Source organism: Pedobacter xixiisoli (genome assembly GCF_900215335.1).
Classification (GTDB): Bacteria; Bacteroidota; Bacteroidia; order Sphingobacteriales; family Sphingobacteriaceae; genus Pedobacter; species Pedobacter xixiisoli.
Map to the genome: position 1 here is coordinate 325,964 of NZ_OCMT01000004.1, position 19,668 is coordinate 345,631.

16 protein-coding genes are annotated in these 19,668 nt (G+C 38.0%); 13 read left to right on the top strand and 3 right to left on the bottom strand.

What is annotated here, in order from left to right; all coding sequences use genetic code 11:
* Positions 1-12: 12 nt before the first annotated feature.
* The 3 genes from CRO54_RS17570 (at position 13) to glmS (ending at position 4,223) form a co-directional block, all read left to right on the top strand.
* Positions 13-837, top strand: a complete 825-nt coding sequence (locus tag CRO54_RS17570; protein WP_097133789.1) for a glycogen/starch synthase — start codon at positions 13-15, stop codon at positions 835-837.
* Between the two features lie 23 nt (positions 838-860).
* Positions 861-2,303 (top strand): DUF4270 family protein, encoded by a 1,443-nt coding sequence (locus CRO54_RS17575; protein ID WP_097133387.1) that lies wholly within the window; start codon positions 861-863, stop codon positions 2,301-2,303.
* An 81-nt stretch (positions 2,304-2,384) separates the two neighbouring features.
* On the top strand, positions 2,385-4,223 hold the full coding sequence (gene glmS / locus CRO54_RS17580) for a glutamine--fructose-6-phosphate transaminase (isomerizing) (RefSeq protein ID WP_097133388.1): 1,839 nt from the start codon (positions 2,385-2,387) through the stop codon (positions 4,221-4,223).
* Positions 4,224-4,524: 301 nt separating this feature from the next.
* Here the strand turns inward: glmS and CRO54_RS17585 are convergent, their stop codons facing one another.
* Positions 4,525-4,956, bottom strand: coding sequence for a single-stranded DNA-binding protein (locus CRO54_RS17585; RefSeq protein ID WP_097133389.1), 432 nt, complete (start codon positions 4,954-4,956; stop codon positions 4,525-4,527).
* Positions 4,957-4,968: 12 nt separating this feature from the next.
* Positions 4,969-6,015, bottom strand: a complete 1,047-nt coding sequence (mutY, locus tag CRO54_RS17590; protein ID WP_097133390.1) for an A/G-specific adenine glycosylase — start codon at positions 6,013-6,015, stop codon at positions 4,969-4,971.
* A 172-nt stretch (positions 6,016-6,187) separates the two neighbouring features.
* Between mutY and CRO54_RS17595 the strand changes: the two genes are divergently transcribed.
* From CRO54_RS17595 to CRO54_RS17630, 8 genes are all read left to right on the top strand, one after another.
* Entirely contained in the window at positions 6,188-6,490 is a 303-nt protein-coding gene (locus CRO54_RS17595; protein WP_097133391.1) for an HU family DNA-binding protein, read from the top strand.
* 11 nt (positions 6,491-6,501) lie between these two features.
* Positions 6,502-7,350, top strand: coding sequence for a tetratricopeptide repeat protein (locus tag CRO54_RS17600; protein ID WP_138765862.1), 849 nt, complete (start codon positions 6,502-6,504; stop codon positions 7,348-7,350).
* A 238-nt stretch (positions 7,351-7,588) separates the two neighbouring features.
* Complete coding sequence (locus CRO54_RS17605; protein ID WP_097133393.1) at positions 7,589-9,136, top strand: Rne/Rng family ribonuclease; 1,548 nt, start codon at positions 7,589-7,591, stop codon at positions 9,134-9,136.
* Positions 9,137-9,273: 137 nt separating this feature from the next.
* Positions 9,274-10,653 carry a DNA repair protein RadA gene (gene radA / locus CRO54_RS17610; RefSeq protein ID WP_097133394.1) on the top strand — a complete coding sequence of 460 codons (1,380 nt, stop codon included), beginning with the start codon at positions 9,274-9,276 and terminating at the stop codon, positions 10,651-10,653.
* A gap of 240 nt (positions 10,654-10,893) precedes the next feature.
* Positions 10,894-11,358: a DUF4920 domain-containing protein gene (locus CRO54_RS17615; RefSeq protein WP_097133395.1), complete on the top strand. Its 465-nt coding sequence runs from the start codon at positions 10,894-10,896 to the stop codon at positions 11,356-11,358.
* A 166-nt stretch (positions 11,359-11,524) separates the two neighbouring features.
* Positions 11,525-12,730: a copper amine oxidase gene (locus CRO54_RS17620; RefSeq protein WP_240775161.1), complete on the top strand. Its 1,206-nt coding sequence runs from the start codon at positions 11,525-11,527 to the stop codon at positions 12,728-12,730.
* A gap of 2 nt (positions 12,731-12,732) precedes the next feature.
* A complete protein-coding gene (locus CRO54_RS17625) occupies positions 12,733-13,533 on the top strand; it encodes an alpha/beta hydrolase (RefSeq protein ID WP_097133396.1) in 801 nt (266 codons plus the stop codon).
* A 4-nt stretch (positions 13,534-13,537) separates the two neighbouring features.
* Positions 13,538-15,391, top strand: coding sequence for a beta-N-acetylhexosaminidase (locus tag CRO54_RS17630; protein ID WP_097133397.1), 1,854 nt, complete (start codon positions 13,538-13,540; stop codon positions 15,389-15,391).
* On the opposite strand, the gene CRO54_RS17635 is transcribed toward CRO54_RS17630, so the two are convergent.
* A complete protein-coding gene (locus tag CRO54_RS17635; RefSeq protein WP_097133398.1) occupies positions 15,388-16,602 on the bottom strand; it encodes an ROK family transcriptional regulator in 1,215 nt (404 codons plus the stop codon). The genes CRO54_RS17630 and CRO54_RS17635 overlap by 4 nt on opposite strands.
* 175 nt (positions 16,603-16,777) lie before the next feature.
* Between CRO54_RS17635 and CRO54_RS17640 the strand changes: the two genes are divergently transcribed.
* Positions 16,778-17,788 carry a phosphodiester glycosidase family protein gene (locus tag CRO54_RS17640; protein WP_097133399.1) on the top strand — a complete coding sequence of 337 codons (1,011 nt, stop codon included), beginning with the start codon at positions 16,778-16,780 and terminating at the stop codon, positions 17,786-17,788.
* 6 nt (positions 17,789-17,794) lie between these two features.
* Entirely contained in the window at positions 17,795-19,648 is a 1,854-nt protein-coding gene (locus CRO54_RS17645) for an FAD-dependent oxidoreductase (protein ID WP_097133400.1), read from the top strand.
* The last annotated feature ends 20 nt before the right edge of the window (positions 19,649-19,668 follow it).

Genomic DNA, 19,668 nt, shown 5'->3' on the forward strand with positions numbered 1-19,668 from the left:
TAATATATGGAGATGGCAAAAACGAAGCTACTGATTATTACCCATGAGATGTCGCCTTTCCTCGAAGTCACTAAAATTTCAGAAATTACCCGTCAACTGCCACAGGCTATGCAAGAAAAAGGATTCGAAATCCGCATCTTGATGCCTAAGTTCGGTAACATTAATGAAAGAAGAAACAGACTACACGAGGTAATCCGATTATCTGGGATGAACATCATCATTGATGACAACGACAACCCTTTAATCATCAAGGTGGCGTCTATACCAGCGGCTCGTATGCAAGTATATTTCTTGGATAATGAAGATTATTTCCACAGAAAATACGTGTTTAGGGATAAGGAAAACAAGTTCTATGCAGACAACGACGAAAGAACAATCTTTTTCTGCAAGGGCGCTTTGGAAACAGTTAAAAAACTAGGCTGGTCGCCGGATGTGGTACACTGCCACGGTTGGATGACTTCATTAGTACCAGCTTACATTAAGACTACGTACAAAAACGACCCAACTTTCAAGAACTCTAAAGTGGTTTACTCTGTTTACGAGAACTGTTTTGGTGAAAAGTTAAATGCAGATTTTCATAAAAAAGCAATCATGAACCACATGACTGCTGATGACACTAAAGCATTTGCTCCGGGTGACTGCAATAGCTTACATATAGGCGCTATCACTCACTCTGATGCAGTAGTTTTTGCAGATGAGAAGGTTGACGATGCTGTGTTAAAATTTGTTAAAGATTCTAATAAGCCAACTTTAGCCTTTAATTTAACCGAAAATTACGACAACTTCTATTCTTTTTATGAAGAAGTTACTAGTGATGAATTGGTTTCTATAGCATAATAAAAGCTTATTTAATTATAAATATGAGATTTTTAAAATTAGACTTATTAACCCTGTTGATAAGTCTTTTTCTTTTCGCTTCATGCGAAAACACGTCTACAATTGGTTTAGAGGTTGATCCAGCTACAGCCATACAAGGGAATTTGATTGATACCGCTACTATTTCTTCTAAGACAGTAAGAGATGACGCTATTTCTACACTTGGCTTGAGTGGCTATCCTTTTGGTTACATCAGCGACCCAGAGTTAGGCAAGACCGAATCTAGCCTAGCTTTTTCGGTTAATATCCCTAACGAAGCTTACAGTTTTGGAACTGCGGCAGTTTTAGATTCTGCGGTTTTAGTTCTAAATTTTGCTGGTGAGTTTTATGGCGATAGTACAGCAAATTATACCTTCGATGTAAAGCAGCTTCAAAAGAACTTGGCAAAAGAGACCTCTTATCTAAGCTCAAATCCAGAATATGCTACTCAAGGTAACGTATTAGCAAGCTACAATGGTAAAATTTATCCTACTACACCGATTAAAGTAACGGATGTACTGACAGGAGCAAAGGACACTGTAAAGAATGTTACGCCTCAAATTCGGTTAAAGCTAGATAATACGTTTATTACGAATAATTTGGTAAGCTTAAATGCAGCTTCATTGAAATACAACTCTTATTTTCAAGAAGCATTTAAAGGACTTAGCTTGAAGATCAGGAATCAAACTGGCAAAGGAATGATGTTTTTTAACTTTGCAAGTACCACTCCAACTACTTCTACTTCTGGCCTAGTATTATACTACAGAAAGCAAAATGCTACTACAACAACAGCGACAGATACGGTTTCAGTCAACTTCCCTATTTCAAACAGCTCTGGTCCAGTAGCAGCAAATGTTAGCCATGATTATTCTGGTACAGCCGCCAAGACTCAACTTGACGACAATACCAATTTTCAGTATACAGAAACCTATTTGCAACCTTTGGGTGGCTTAAGAACTAAACTTGCTTTTCCTTATTTGAAAAAAATGAGAACTGAAGTGGGCAAAATGGTAGTTAACAAGGCAGAATTGATCATTGATTTAAAAAGCGGTACAGATGTGGCTCCTTTTAGAGCTGCCCCTCGTTTAGCGTTGTATAGATTTGATATTGCTGGGCAACGTAGAAACGTACCAGATAATGATACAGGCGATGGAGTTACCACCGCAGGAGATCCACGTTCTGCAGTTAATTTAGGCGGAAGCTTTGGCGGTTACTTTGATTCTGTTAACAAAAGATATGTGTTTACAGTTACCGCTTATGTACAAGATTTGTTAGATGGAAAAACTGAAGACTACGGAACTTTCTTAGCCGTAACACCTTCTTCTACATTCCAATTTACTTCACCTTTTACAACGGCTTCCCGTGCAATAATCGGCAGCTTCAAGAAGAACCCCGCAGCGGGAGAAAAGGTTATTAAATTGAATATTTATTACACCAAAGTAAATTAGCAAAAATTTTACGCAAACGTTTGATTAAATCGCCCTAAAGGAATACTTTAGGGCGATTTATATTTTAACCCCCCGAATAACATGTGTGGAATTGTTGGCTATATAGGCTTTAGAGAAGCTTGGCCTATCGTTTTAAAAGGTCTAAAAAGACTCGAATATAGAGGATATGATAGCGCAGGAATTGCGTTGATTGACCAAGAAAATTTGAACATCTATAAGAAAGCCGGAAAGGTAAAAGAGCTTGAAGATTTCTCGGCAGATAAAAACCTTGCAGGCACTATTGGCATGGGACATACCCGCTGGGCTACCCACGGCGCACCTTCTGATAGAAATTCGCACCCTCACACCTCTCAAAAAGGAAACCTAAGTATCATCCACAATGGCATCATAGAAAACTATGCCACCTTAAAAGAAGAGCTCATTTCTAGAGGCCATACTTTTAGCAGTGATACCGACACCGAAGTCTTAATTCATCTGGTTGAAGACATCTATCAAAACAACAAAATTGACTTAACCGAAGCGGTGCGTTTAGCACTAAATGAAGTAACTGGAGCTTACGCCATCGTCATTATGGACGAAGAAAATCCAAACCAGCTAATTGCCGCAAGAAAAGGCAGTCCGATGGTAATTGGTGTTGGCCAAGGAGAATACTTTATTGCTTCAGACGCAACACCTATTGTAGAATATACCAAGAATGTAATCTATCTAAATGATAACGAAATTGCTTTCTTAAAAAGAGATGAGCTAGAGATTAAGCGTTTGGACAACGTGGTTCAAACCCCATACATCCAAGAGTTGGAACTTAAGCTAGAAATGCTAGAAAAAGGCGGCTATGAGCATTTCATGCTAAAAGAAATTTATGAGCAGCCTCGCTCTATCCGCGATTGCATGAGAGGCCGTATTTATCCAGAAGAAGGCAAGGTACAGTTAAGCGGTATCAAAGAATTTGCAGACAAGCTTAAAAATATTGACAGAATCATCATTGTAGCTTGTGGTACTTCTTGGCATGCAGGCTTGGTAGGCGAGTATCTGATCGAAGAATATGCCCGCATCCCCGTAGAAGTTGAATATGCATCTGAGTTTAGATACAGAAATCCAATCATTACAGAAAAAGATGTAGTTATTGCCATTTCTCAATCTGGAGAAACCGCAGATACCATGGCAGCCATTGAAATGGCCAAAGAAAAAGGAGCAACTATTTTTGGTATTTGTAATGTAGTTGGCGCTTCGATTCCTCGTATCACCCATGCTGGTGTTTACACCCATGCTGGGCCAGAAATTGGCGTAGCTTCTACTAAAGCATTTACTGCTCAGGTTACGGTGCTTACGCTGATGGCCTTTTACATGGCGCAACAAAAAGGGACTTTAAGTAATTCTAAATTAACCGAATTGCTAACTGAGCTGGACTGTATTCCTGATAAGATACAAATTGCCCTACAATCTAACGATATCATTAAAGAGGTTTCGGCAAAAATTAAAGATGCAAGAAACTGTCTTTTCTTAGGTCGAGGAAGTGGTTTCCCTGTGGCGCTAGAAGGAGCGTTGAAGTTGAAAGAAATTTCCTACATCCATGCAGAAGGATATCCGGCAGCAGAAATGAAACATGGTCCAATTGCTTTGATTGATGAAGAGATGCCAGTGGTATTTATTGCTACTAAAAACTCATCTTACGAAAAAGTAATTAGCAACATCCAAGAAGTAAAAGCCAGAAAAGGGCAGGTAATTGCAATTGTGACAGAAGGAGATACCGAGGTGAAGAAAATGGCCGACTATTGCATTGAAATTCCAGATGCAAGTGAAGCATTCTTGCCTTTGTTGGCTACTATTCCTTTACAACTTCTATCATACCATATTGCGGTAATGAGAGGCTGTAACGTAGATCAGCCTAGAAACTTGGCAAAATCGGTTACGGTTGAATGATGGTCTATTTGAAATAACCCTAGATATTGGTTAAAATATTTTTTTAGCTCGCCGCCGCTGGGCTCTTACTTTTTGCGATCAAAAAGTAACAAAAAATCTCGGTTGCCTACATTTCTTTCAAAGGAAGTGCTTTAGCTTATCGTTGCGGGCCGAAATATAGGAGACCGAAAATTAGCTTAACGGATGGATTATAGGGCTATCGCTAGCAAAAAGCTTACCTTATCCCGGATTTCAATTAAATAGAGAAGCCCCGAACAGTTATTGTTCGGGGCTTTTGTATTGTTTAGATTTAGTTTGATATTTAAAATGGCAAATCTCCAGATTCATCTATTGAAGTAGAGAAGTCATCTTCAATTTTATTATTTGGCGGCAATATTCCGTTAGCAGGCGTAGGCTCAAAATCGCTCTTTCTACCCAACATGGTAAAGTTTTCTGCCACTACCTCTGTTACATATTTTTTTACTCTTTCTTTATCTTCAAAAGAACGAGTTCTTAGCTTGCCCTCTATGTAAACCAATTTACCTTTTTGAAGGTATTTAGATGCTACCTCGGCCAGGCCTCTCCACAACACAATGTTATGCCACTCCGTTTGTTCAACCCGTCTTCCATCTTTGTTAAATGTTTCTGAGGTGGCTAAAGGAAAACTAGCTACGGTAACACCACCTTCTAAATGTCTAACTTCGGGGTCCTTTCCTAAGTGGCCCACCAAGATTACTTTGTTAATACCTGACATAAATATATTTGATTAGTCTATATGCTTTTCAATAAAATCCCCAATAATTTTGGGATGAGGCAATTGTTTAAAAGCTTCAATTTTAACCGATTTAATTTCGGCATGTTGATTAAAGTTAACAATATAATTATCTATTGCAAAAAATTGAACATATATTATTTGGTGAGTTAAAATGTGTTTTTTGCCCTCCAAAACTTTTAGCTCTAAGTCCTTGCCAAACAGTTTTTCAACTTGAGTTAAAAACTCATTGCTTGTCATAGATACCTCTTCCTCTGTTTCAATTAGAGGAAAATCATATAGATGCTGCCAAACATCACCAGGCATTCTTTGCTTAGTGAGGATCTCATCACCAGTAATACCAACAAAATAATTAAACCATCGTTTTCTAACTTTTACCTTTTTTAATTTAACGGGAAGCTGATCAATCTTTTTATGTTTAAAGGCATAACAACCAAGCTGAACGGGGCACTCACTGCATACAGGAGATTTTGGTTTGCACTGTAAAGCGCCAAATTCCATGATTGCTTGATTATAAATAGCAGGCTCTTGATCAATAATCAATTCCTTGGCCAATTCAGAAAACATTTTTTGCCCTAGATTGGAGTTGATAGGCTCTTCGATACCGAAATATCTAGACAGTACCCGATACACGTTTCCATCTACCACAGCTTGTTGCTCGTTACTAGAAAAAGAAGAAATCGCCGCAGCGGTATAACTGCCTACCCCTTTAAGCTTTATCAATTGTTCATAGCTAGTGGGAAACTGGCCGCCATAATTCGCTACAACATACCTGGCAGTATACAACATATTCCTACCTCTAGAATAGTAGCCCAAGCCCTGCCAAAGTTTTAGCACTTGTTCTTCGCTAGCACTTGCAAAAGCACTTACATTAGGAAAGTTTTCTAAAAATTTAAGGAAATAAGGTTTACCCTGCTCTACCCTTGTTTGTTGTAAAATAATTTCAGAAAGCCAAATGACATAGGGATCTGTAGTATCCCTCCAAGGCAAATCTCTTTTATTACTTAAGTACCATTTTACTATTTCCGATTGAAAAGACATTGTAACAAAAATACAATAAAAGGCACTAAATCGCTAAAAGTTGCAATGATATGATGGTCTAATGCACAAATAAATCATCTTTTATTTTCCTATCTCGCTAAAAAGCAATACTTTTGCAACCCCAAAACAGATGTAAATAAAAAACACACAATAATTAATTAATTTTAGAAATATGACTAAGGCAGATATTATTGCTGAAATATCAACAAAGACAGGGATTGAGAAAGTTGACGTTCAAGAAACAGTAGAAGCGTTTTTCAAAGTAATCAAGAATAACATGATTGCAGGAGAAAATGTATACGTAAGAGGTTTTGGCAGTTTTGTAGTGAAGAAGAGAGCTCAAAAAACGGCGAGAAATATCTCTAAAAACACAGCCATCATTATTCCAGAGCATTTTGTTCCTAGCTTTAAACCAGCAAAAGTATTTGTTGACAAAGTGAAAAACAACACTAAAAAAGCTAAAGCTGAGGCTTAATATTGATTAACATGAAAAGCCCACGCACAACACAGCTAGTAATTATTGCAGGTATTGTATTGCTTGTGGGCTTTTTGTTTAGCCAAGATATTAAAGGTTTAGTAAAGCCAAAAGAAGATACGGCGGCAACCATGCCGCAGGAAGCGCAAGCTCCAGGCTTAAGCTTGCCGGAGGTATCAGCAACGGCAAAAAACTTAATTAGTAACGCCGCTGCAAAAGAATTTACTTCATTAGAAACGGCTTATCAAAAAGCTTCTGGTGAAGAAAAAGTGAATCAAGCTAAAGTGTTAGCCCAAAAATGGGATGATTTAGAGCAATCTATTCCTAGTGCACTTTATTTAGAGGAAGCCGCTAATGGTCAATCTACTTTGGTAAACTGGGTAAAAGCTGGAGATCGTTTCTTAAAGGCTTTCGATAATACACAGGATAGCATTGCAAAGCCTGTTATGTTACAAAAAGCAAGCTTGGCTTATACTAAGGCTACTGAGATTGACTCTACAGACTTAGATGCCAAAACAGGATTGGGAATTACGATGGTGAATGGCGGTGGTGCTCCAATGGCGGGTATTACAATGCTATTAGACGTGGTAAAGAAAGATCCAAAAAACTTTAGAGCTAACATGAATTTAGGCATGTTTGCGATCAAATCTGGTCAATTCGACAAAGCAATTATACGTTTTGAAGAAATTGTGCAGCACATTAAAGCAACTCCTGATGCTTACTTTTATTTGGCTACAGCCTACGAAAGTTTAGGAAAAAACAATGAGGCAATTGATGCCTACTTGCAAAGCAAAAAACTAGCGGCAAATCCAACTTTATCTAACTTTATAGATAAGAAGGTTGCTGAGTTGAAAAAATAAAAAGAATTAGTAAAACATTTAAAATTTAAAACTATGCCAAGCGGTAAAAAAAGAAAAAGACATAAAATGGCTACGCACAAACGCAAAAAACGTTTAAGAAAAAACAGACACAAGAAGAAATAATTTTTCTTGATGTATGGCCAAAACTAAATGCTTTTCTAAAGACATTTAGTTTTGGTTTTTTAAAGTTTTTTGGTCCATGTGTTAATAAGGCGTAACAACCTTAAAATCTGTAGCTTTGGTAAAAGAATTAATAATAGATTCTACTCCCACGGGAGTAACCATAGCTTTAATAGAAGACAAGCAACTTGTTGAGCTTCACAAAGAACACGTTAACAACAACTACGCTGTAGGCGATATTTATTTAGGCCGCATTAAGAAAATTATGCCCGGCCTAAACGCTGCGTTTGTAGATGTTGGTTACGAGAAAGATGCATTTTTGCATTACTTTGATTTAGGCCCTCAGGTTCAATCTCTGATAAAGCTAACGAAGATTAGACGTAACGGCACACAGGGCACTTTATTGGATAACTTTAAGTTAGAAGCTGATATCAACAAAGCGGGAAAAATCTCGGAAGTTGTAAGCAAAAACTTACTGGTACCCGTACAGATTGCCAAAGAACCCATTTCTACTAAAGGTCCCAGATTAAGTTCAGATCTTTCTATTGCAGGAAGATATACTGTGCTGGTTCCTTTTTCTAATGTAATTTCCATCTCTAAAAAAATCAAGAGCAATACGGAACGTAATCGTTTAAAAAAGATTATTGAAAGTATTAAGCCTAAGAATTTTGGGGTAATCATTAGAACAGTTTCTGAGGGAAAGGGCGTTGCCGAATTACAAAAAGACTTACTTGATTCTATTTCCAAATGGGAAAGCTTTATGAAAAAGCTGCCAGAAACAGAACCTGCTAAGCGTGTTTGGGGTGAAATGGATAGGACATCAACGCTTATCCGCGATATTTTAAGTACCGATTTCACCAACGTATATGTAAACGACCAAGCATTATTTGAAGACATTCGTTCTTATGTGCACGAAATCTCTCCAGAGATGGAGCGTATTGTGAAACATTACAAGCACAAAGAACCAATTTTTGACCACTTTGGGGTTGAAAAACAAATTAAAAACGGTTTTGGAAAAACTGTGAACTTGGCCGGCGGTGCCTACTTAGTGGTAGAACACACCGAAGCTTTGCACGTTATAGACGTAAATAGTGGCAATAGAACTGCTAGCAAAGAGAACCAAGAAGAAAATGCACTGCAGGTTAATAAAGAAGCTGCTAAAGAAATTGCCCGCCAATTAAGGCTGAGAGATATGGGTGGTATTGTGGTTATCGATTTTATTGATATGCACAAACCCGCCAACAGAAAAGTATTGTTTGACCACTTGAGAGAGCTGATGCTCTTGGACAGAGCTAAACATACCATTCTGCCTCCTAGTAAATTTGGATTGGTACAAATAACCCGTCAAAGGGTAAGACCAGAAATGAACATTGTAACGGTAGAAAAATGCCCTACATGTGACGGAACTGGTGAGATAAAGGCCAGTATTGTATTGATGGACGACATCGAAAGCAATATGACCTATATCCTGCGTGAGCAGAACGAAAAAAATATTACGTTATGTGTGCACCCTTACATAGCGGCCTTTATCAAAAAAGGATTGGTTTCTTTACAATGGAAATGGTTCTTCAAATTTGGGCAACGCGTAAAGGTTAAAGAAGTATCTTCTTATCATTTAACGGAGTTTCACTTCTTGTCTGCTAAAGATGAAGAAATAAAACTCTAACAAGATTAAAAGTCTCGATGCGAATCGGGACTTTTTTTGTTTAAAACTTGCCTAGCATTTCCAAGCTATTAAATCTAAATTCGTAGCATATAATGCGGTGATCAATCGTAACTCGTCAATCTAAAATCTAAAATCAATTGGCTAAAATCAAATCAGCATATTTCTGTCAGAATTGCGGCTATGAGTCGGCAAAGTGGCTTGGCAAATGTCCATCTTGTAACGAGTGGAATACTTTCGTGGAAGAAGTGATTGAAAAACCTACTGCAGCTAATTCTGCCGTTTGGAAAACTTCTACAGGAACGCAGAGAGTAAATAAACCAAGTAAGTTGGAAGAAATTCAAAGCGCTAGCGAAGATAGGTTACCAACAGGAGACGAAGAGCTAGACAGGGTTTTAGGCGGAGGATTAGTGCCAGGCTCCGTAACTTTAATTGGTGGAGAACCTGGGATAGGAAAATCTACACTGATGCTACAATTGGCATTAAATATTAAGCAAAAGCGTGTTTTATACGTATCTGGTGAAGAAAGTGAGCAGCAGATTAAGATGCGAGCCGAAAGGATTACCAAAACCCCGAAAGCCGACTGCTTTATTTTAACTGAAACCTCGACGCAAAATATTTTTAAGCAACTGGAACAACTAGAACCAGAAGTATTAATTATTGACTCGATACAAACGTTACATTCGGCACACATCGAATCTACACCCGGTAGTGTATCTCAGGTTCGCGAGTGTACAGCCGAATTACTTCGCTTTGCGAAAGAAACAGCCACTCCTATTTTTTTGATTGGCCACATTACCAAAGACGGCGCCATTGCCGGCCCTAAAATATTAGAGCATATGGTAGACACCGTTTTGCAGTTTGAAGGCGACAGGCATCACATTTATCGCATTCTACGCTCTATCAAAAACAGATTTGGTGCAGCCGCTGAGTTGGGTATTTATGCCATGCATGGCAATGGTTTGAGGGAAGTTTCCAACCCTTCGGAAGTTTTGCTTTCGCAACGTGATGAAGAGCTAGGTGGGATTACGATTGGTGCAACTATTGAAGGTGCAAGGCCAATGGTGATAGAAACTCAAGCACTGGTAAGCATTTCCGCTTATGGCACACCGCAGCGCTCGGCAACGGGTTTTGATACCAAAAGAATGAACATGCTTTTAGCCGTGCTGGAGAAAAGATGTGGATTTCGGTTAAGTGCAAAAGATGTATTTTTAAACATCGCAGGTGGTATTAAAGTAGAAGACCCAGCCATTGATTTATCTATCGTTGCCGCTATTATTTCTTCACATGAAGATATTCCTGTATCCTCTAAAATCTGTTTTGCGGCAGAAGTAGGTTTGTCTGGAGAGATTAGAGCCGTTAACCGTGTAGAACAAAGGATTTTGGAAGCGGAAAAGCTAGGTTTCGAAAAAATATTTATCTCAAGTTATAATCTAAAAGGAATTAACAAAGATAAATTTAAGATAGAACTGGTAACTGTTTCAAAAATTGAAGAAGTATTCTCGGCGTTGTTTGGATAAGCGGTGATTATCAACATGTAACTATTAAATGATTTTGCTCATTAATTTCGTATCCATACAATATATTACTTGATGTAAGCGTTTTTTGCTCGGATTGGGGAGTAGTTCAAATGAAAATATAATTGAAGCGGTCGTTATTTAGAAAGGTTTTAAATATCTTTGTAGCTCAATCTTAACTAAATAGACGTGAAACAGCATTAGCTCGCTTCATTAACAAATTAACAACAAAAATATAATCTCATGAAAAAGATAGTACTAAGTTTAGTTTTCTGTGCTTTCGCATCTTTTGCTTTTGCGCAAGATAAAGTAGAAGGTCAAGTTTTTGGCGAAGGTGTTACCAAAGGCAATATCATTTCTGCCACTGAAGTAAATAGCAAATTAGGTGCAGCAACTAAAGCTGATATGAAAGTAGAAGGCGAAGTTGTTAACGTTTGCAAGAAAAAAGGTTGTTTCATGACCGTTAAAATTTCTGATAAGGAAACAATGTTCGTGAAATTTAAAGACTATGGTTTCTTTATGCCAAAGGATATGGCTCCAGGAACTAAAGTAGTCATTGATGGTTTTGCAGAAAGAAAAGTAACTTCTGTTGAAGATTTACAGCATTATGCTAAAGACGCAAAAAAATCTGAAGAAGAAATAGCGAAAATTACTGAACCTAAAAAAGAAATCGTTTTTGAAGCGAAGGGCGCAGTAATTGTAAAATAATTAGAAAGGTTCTCCTTTTTAATATTGATTGATTGAAAAGCTCCGAGGCAACTCGGGGCTTTATTTTTGTCCCTATATTTATTTGTAATAATTTTATTTAATATAGATTTAGTTATTAAATTTTTTTAATTATTAAATATTTGAGCTATCTTCACTTTATTAACAAATGAACCCTAATCAAATGATGAGACTGAACAAAACCGCTTTTTTAATAGCTGGTGCTTGTATTTTAAGTACAAAAACCTTTGCTCAACAACTTACTAAAGCTCAAAATCAAGATTTATTAAAAGCAAACCAAGGTGCCATTGTAAAACTTGATGGCTTTTTAACAGAGAAAATAACTCAAATTCCTTTCCAAAAATACCCCACTCCAGGACCACAGTATATCATCTCTGACGACCCTGAATATATCCGAGTTCCAGAGGCAATTGCTTTAAAAGAAAGTGTAGTTCCAGGGGCGGTTCGTTTTTACCTATACAACGTAAACGGCGTTAAGGAACCTAAACAAATTGATAGGAAAATCATTGCGATGATTAAAAATACTGGCAAGGCTCCTATGCGTATTAAAATGTTAAAATATGTGTCGCAAGCACCAAGCACCAATTATTTTAAGTTGGGAAAAGAGGGTTTAGCTTCATTTTTAGCAGCGCAGCCTAGCGAAGAGGTTCGCATTATAAAGCCTGGTGACGCTGTACCTATTGACGAGAAATTGGAAAAATACATCGTTAAATATGATGAACTGGTACATGGATTTTATGAGTTTTTAGTAGACCAACCCGCAGAAATCACCGTATTGCAAACAGATCTTAAAACTAGCGGAAAAGATGCATTGAAAAGAATTACTAATGTATTGCCTCCAAAAACAAAAAGCGGAGCTGGTAGAGGTTTGTATGGCGTGAGCAACTATCATGTAAGTAATACTACAGTTATTGATACGAAGAATGGTACATCTTCATTGGTAATTGCGGATGGCGTTAACGACCCGTGGATTATTGGTAGAGAAGGAACCACTGGACAACAAGCTAAATTAGCAGGCAATTATGGTGTAATCTATGATGTAGAATTAAAGTGGAAAAGCACTGACGGTAAAGGATTGGCTTTAATTACTTGGAATTCTCGCTCTGCGGATAACCAGTGGTGTAGTGGAATGGCAGCTGCCATGAAAGTAAGTGAAGGCAAATTTAAAGATGGAATTATTCAGTTGCCAAAAGACCAACTGGTAACCAAAGCTGCACCAGAAGCAGTGTTAATTCAAGTATTTAAACCAGCTGCAAATGGCGAAGAGCAAACCATTAAGCTAACCTACTCGCCTCCTGGCGCATCTTGCTTACCAACCCCATTAATTTTAGTGCCTGTTGATTTAAATCCATAACCATGAGGTTTAGCTTTCAACTTATTTTGATTTTAATCTTGGGTGTGTTTAATGCGCATGCCCAAGATCTTTTGACTATTCCTTCAAAGAAAAACCTGAAGCAAGTTGATTCGGTTCTAGTCTTTAAACCGCAACAGCAAAATTTAGACAAGTATCCTGTTGTTTATCTTTTACACGGCCATAATGCCAATTACAAAAGTTGGAGCAAACTCACCGATCTACAAAAGCTGGCTAATCAATATCAATTTATTATCGTTTGTCCCGATGGATTGAAAAAAAGTTGGTATCTAAATTCTCCAAATAAAGATAGCTTGCAGTATGAAACTTTCTTTTTAGAAGAGCTCATGCCTGCTATTAACCAAAAATATAAGGTAGATCATAACAATGTATTTATTACTGGAGCAAGTATGGGTGGTTTCGGAGCAATGTATATGATGACCAAATATCCGCAACTATTTGCTGGAGCAGGAAGCACCTCTGGTGTTTTGAACCTCCGTTATTCAGCTTTCAGAAAAACAACCATTGCTTATCTGATAGGTACTTACGATGACAAAAACAAGCTTTACGATGATTACTCTCCTGTAAATAACCTGCAAGCATTACAAGGTTTAAATAAAGCGTTAATTTTTGATACCGGCACCGAAGATTATCTATACATCACCAGTAAGCAATTTAGGCAAAAGTGCGATGACCTGAAGATCAAAGCAACTTACATTGCACAACCAGGAGGCCATACTGGCGGATACTGGAGTAAATCCATCATCAGACATTTCGAGTTTTTTGCTGAACATCTCAAGAAATAATTCCATGAAAATTCTAATTAAGACGCTATTCTTATTGGCTACTACTGCTTTTCTTGCTGTTGCCCAAGAAGAAAACAAACTAGCCTTAATTCCACAGCCATCTCAATTAACTATCGGCAAATCAACATTTAAATTAAGTTTGCTGACTAGCATTTCTTTGCCAAAAGAAAGAGAACATACGGAGCTAATTAACCACTTTAAAGAACAACTTTCTTCTGCATTAAATACGAAGATTAAAACGACAGCAAATGCATTAAGCAAAAACAACATTTCGTTTTCTATCAAATCTGGCTTAGCGAAAGAGGGCTATGAGCTAAAAGTTTCAAAAGATAAAATTGTAATCAGCGCAGCTCAACCTTCGGGTTGGTTTTATGGCTGGCAAACTTTAATGCAATTGGTTCGATTGAATTTACAAGGAGCCAGCAGCGTAATCCCAGAAGCTAGTATTAAAGACGAACCCAAATTTGCTTGGCGAGGTTTGATGATTGATGTAAGCAGACATTTTTTCGGTAAAGATGTGTTGAAACGATACATCGACCAAATGGCGAAATATAAATTGAACGTACTTCATTTACATTTAACCGATAATCAGGGCTGGAGACTTGAAATTAAGCAATTGCCAAAGCTAACGAGCGTTGGTGCATGGCGGGTGCCTAGAACAGGGTACTGGAGTGGTATGCCCGCACCGGAGCCAGGAGAGGTTGCTACCTATGGTGGATATTATAGCCAAGAAGACATTAAGGAGCTGGTAGCTTATGCGAAACAACGCTTTGTAGATATTGTGCCAGAAATTGATTTACCCGGACATAGCTTGGCTTTTGTGGCATCATATCCTGAAGTTTCCTGCACCAAAACACCACAGCAAGTTTTGGCCGGCGACCCATGGAATGCCAAAAGAACCAATGTAGTTTGCGTGGGCAATGATTCAACTTATACCAAAATAGACCAAATCATCGGTGAAATTGCTGCAATTTTTCCATCGAAATATATTCATATTGGCGGCGACGAGGTGACCAGAAATTATTGGAGCAATTGCAAGGTTTGTCAAAGCAGAATTACAAGCGAAGGACTTAATAATGTTGACGAACTGCAAAGCTACTTCGTGAATCGCGTTGCGAAAATGGTTAAATCTAAAGGTAAAACACCAATTGGATGGTATGAAACTTTAGAAAAAGGGCTAGATACCGGCATTGTACAAATGAGCTGGAAGGATGAAAAAGGAGCGGTAAAATCATCAAATGTTGGACAGAAAGTAGTTTTAACACCTGCCTTTTTAACTTATCTGGATTTTTATCAAGGTGATCCTTTTTTAGAAAATGCTCCTTTTACGGTAAATCGATTGAGCAACACTTACAAGTTTAATCCGCTGCCAGAAGGTATTAATGCTAAAAATGTAATTGGTGGACAAGGCAGTTTATGGACGGAACAAGTTCCGAACGAACGTAAATTACAATTTATGACCTGGCCTAGAGGCTTTGCTTTAGCCGAAAATCTTTGGTCTAATGCTCCAAAAGTTAGTTGGCCAATATTCCTTAAAAAAATAGAAGCACATTTGCCATTACTGACTTTAGACAGCACCAACTACAGCAATTATTTTTACGACCCTATGGTAAGTGCAAAGAAGGCTGAAAATGGAGACGTTGTGTTAAGTATCGATACAGAGGTGCCTGATGTTAGCGTATTCTATGCGTTTGACGACACAGACCCAGACCAGTTTTACCCAAAATATAAGGGACAAGCAATTCAAATTCCGAAAGGTGCGAAGACAATTAGAATGGTTAGCTACAGAGGAGACAAGCAAAAAAGCAGAATCGTGAAACTGCCAATTAGCGAGCTAAAGAAAAGAGCGAAACTTTAAACGAGCCCGAGTAGTCGGTTTCTTACCAACAAACAAGCGCCCACTACTCCTGCTTTTTCTCCTAATTTCGACATTTTTAACTGCGTGTCGTTATTTACCAAACTTAGCGAAAACTTGTTTAAAGCACTTTTTATCGGTAGCCTGATATATTCGCCCGTTTCGGCTAAACTTCCGCCAAGTATGACCATTTCTGGATTAAAAATGTTGATGAGCACTGCAATACCTTTACCTAGTTTCTCTCCAACTTCTGCCACTAGTTCAATGGCCAAAACATCGTCTTTGATGGCCGCTTCAATAATGTCACTTAGTTTAATATCATCTGCCGGCATGTTAGAGAGCACAGAAGTAGATCCTTCGATCAGTTTCTCCTTAAACTTTCTCACTAAAGCCCAACCAGAAACTTCGGTTTCCAGACATCCTTTTTTACCGCAGCTACACAATATTTCGTTGTTAAAAAACGGGATATGTCCAAACTCGCCTGCAAAACCAGATTTTCCGTAATACAGCTGGCTGCTAATCATGATACCGACACCCATTCCGTAATCCATATTTAAGAAGAGCACATTTTCTTCCTCATGAACTACACCAGCCGAAAATTCACCAAAAGCCATGGCCCTCGAATCGTTTTCTAAGAAGATGCGCAAACCAATGTTACGTTCTATTACCCTACTAAGTGGTTCTTCGTTGAAATGGAAAAAGCTATAACTATAACCTGTAGCGTAGTTAATGCGCCCAGATAAATTTAGGCCAGCGCCTAATATTTTTTCTCTCTTAACCGGCGCTTCTTTTATAAAATTATTAATAAGCTCACAAAGCTGATTTAGAGACTCTTCGTTATTATTTAAGCTATATGGAATGTTAGATTTTACGTGAACCAAGTTCTTCTGTAAATCTGTTAAACCAATATTGATATGTGACTTTTTAACATCAATGCCCAAGAAATAGCCCGATTCCATTACCAATCCATAGATATTTGGTTTTCTACCTCCGCGAGATTGCAGTTTACCAAAGTCTTTTACCAAGCCCTCAGCAATTAAATCATTCAATACATTGTTGATTTTAGGCGTACTTAAGCCCAATTCTCCGCACAAATCTGCTATAGTAGAATTGCCATTTTTACTAAAATAAGCCACAATAGCCTTCTTTATCGTAATGTTTTTATAAGCAACTCCTGATATATTTTCGTCACCGAGCTCGTTAAAAAAAGTCATTTTCTAATATTTTTTAAAAATCAAAATTAAAATAATATCTCATTTAAACTAGCAAACAAATAGATTTTATATATAAACATGGCCTTTGAAAAAATTAAAATTTAAAAAAATGACACAACTTATTAATTTTTTTAAAAAAGTATCTATATTTACACTATAACTAACAGACAAGCTGATGAAGAAGCTTCTTTCTAACCTTTTAATTCTGGCAACAAGTGCAGTAGTTTATAGCTGCAGCAAATCAGAAACAGGAGATTACCATCCTAAGCAAATTATACAGCCTGTAGATTCTACAGCTATAACTGCATTATCATCAGACTGGATGAAAGCCGTTCATTTGATGAAAGATTTCCCGACAGGTGTTCAGGTTTATCTTAACAAGAAGCCTATTAACAACAAAACTACGGTTATGTATGCGGTTGTATTTGATCCAAAATTAATTGAGCTAAAACCTGTTGCATCATCTACCAACAAAAAGGTAAGTGACTTTTATAATGAAGAAATTTCTAAAAAATTCGCTTGTATCAATGCTGGCTTCTTCGGGCCTAATGCATCTTACAGCTTAAGCATGTTCAATGGTACAGTTAGTGCCATCAATATTAAATCGCTGACCAGAAAATATAATGGCAATGATGCAACTTATTATCCTACTCGGGCCGCTTTTGGACTAAAGACTGACAACACTGCCGACGTAACCTGGGTTTATCACGTAGGTAGCGGAAACGGAACGATATACAGTTATCCTGCACCTTCACCAAATATTTTGAACAGTGCGCCACAGGCATTACCTAGCGCTACATTTCCTGCTGGAGGAACCATATGGGATGCCACTACAGCAATTGGCGGTTCGCCCATGTTAATCAAGAATAACAACATCAATATTTCTGACGACGCAGAGCTTATTGTGATAGACAACAACAGTTCTAGAGCAAGGTCGGCAATTGGCTATACCGCAAATAAAAAAGTAATTATGCTTGCTGTGGAAGGAAATAACACGAGCGGTGGCACTGGCTTAACACTAGCAGAATTAGCTCAAGTAATGAAAGATATGGGTTGCGTTGGCGCAATTAACTTAGACGGTGGCGGTTCTACGGCATTATATGTTAATGGTGCGCACACGGTGAAACCTTCAGATGCAGCAGGAGAAAGACCTGTAATTACTGCACTGATTTTGAAAAGCAAATAACCAAGTATGAATATAAAATTTACCAAAATTCTTGTTTTTAGTGCATTACTAACCTGTTATCAGGCGGTAGCGCAAGTAAAAACAGATGTATTAATTATTGGAGGAGGTGCCAGCGGAACAACGGCTGCCATCCAATCTGCACGAATGGGAGTAAAAGTATTGGTGGTAGAAGAAACCGAATGGTTGGGCGGTATGCTAACTTCGGCTGGTGTTTCTGCCATTGACGGCAACCACAATATGCCTTCGGGTTTGTGGGGCGAATTTAGACAACACCTTTACGATTACTACGGAGGACCTAAAGCCGTTGAAACTGGCTGGGTAAGCAACACGCTTTTCGAACCTTCTTTCGGTAACAAAACATTAAAAACAATGGCTCAAAATCCAAACCTTAACGTTTGGTATAGAAGCACATTAACCAACATTGCAAAAGAGGGCAAAACTTGGAAAGCGGAAATCAGCAGTAAAGGCAAAAAACAAAGTGTAGAAGCTAAAATTGTAATTGATGCTACCGAGCTAGGAGATGTTATGGGAAAACTGAAAGTTCCTTATCGTATAGGAATGGATAGTCGTTATGATACAGGAGAAAGTTTTGCACCAGAAAAAGCAAACAACATCATTCAAGATTTAACTTATGTAGTGGTTTTAAAGGATTTCGGTGCTAAAGCAAACAAGACCATCAAAAAACCAGTTGGATATGATCCAAGCGAATTTGATTGCTGCTGCGATGTTCAAGACCCGGCTTCGCATGACAATACGCCCAAAATAGACTGCAGCCAGATGATTACCTACGGCAAATTGCCAAACGGCAAATACATGATTAACTGGCCAAAATGTGGTAACGATATTTACATGAATATCATTGAAATGACTGATGCAGAACGCAAAAAATCCTTAGAAAAGGCAAAGCTACATAGCTTACGTTTCATCTATCATTTACAAACCAAACTGGGTTTCAAAAACTTAGGCATAGCCGATGATGAATTCCCGACTGCAGACCGTTTACCGATGATTGCTTACCATAGAGAATCTCGTCGTTTAGATGGAAAAGTAACTTTGACCTTAAATGATGTAACTTCTCCTTACGGTCAGAAAACAGCACTTTATAGAACAGGTATTGCTGTAGGAGATTATACTATAGACCACCATCACCTTAAAAACCCCGATGCACCACAAATTGAGTTTGTGAAAATTAAAGTGCCTTCTTACAACATCCCTTTGGGAGCTTTGGTACCTAAAAATGCAGAAGGTTTAATTATTGCTGAAAAGAGCATTAGTGTAACCAACATCGTTGCTGGTGCTAGTCGTTTGCAGCCTGTGGTTTTAGGCATTGGACAAGCAGCAGGAGCGTTAGCAGCCACTGCTGTATTAAGCGACACCGACCCATCAAACATTAATATTAGAGCGGTACAAAACGCCTTATTAGAAAGCAACGCTTATTTAATGCCTTTTATTGATGTTAAACCAGCCGATGCTTCTTTCAAAGTAATCCAAAGAATAGGAGCCACAGGTATTTTAAAAGGAACCGGTTTATCATACAAATGGGCAAACCAAACCTGGTTCTATCCAGAGCTTCCTGTTAGCGAATGGGATTTGGTAAATGGATTAAAGTCATTTTATCCTGCATTTGCAGAATTACATCCATCAGGAAATTTGGTTAATGTAGGCTTTATGTCTGCCGCAATCAAAGCTATTGGACAAAAAGAGGTAAGCGCAACGCAAATCACCGACTTTTTAAAGCAACAGAACTTTACAGGCTTAACACCAGAAAGCACATTGAACAGAAGAATGGTAGCTCATGCATTAGACCATTTTCTAAATCCATTTAAAGCGGAGATAGATTTTACCGGAAAAACAAAGTAATCAACAACCTAACAATAAAT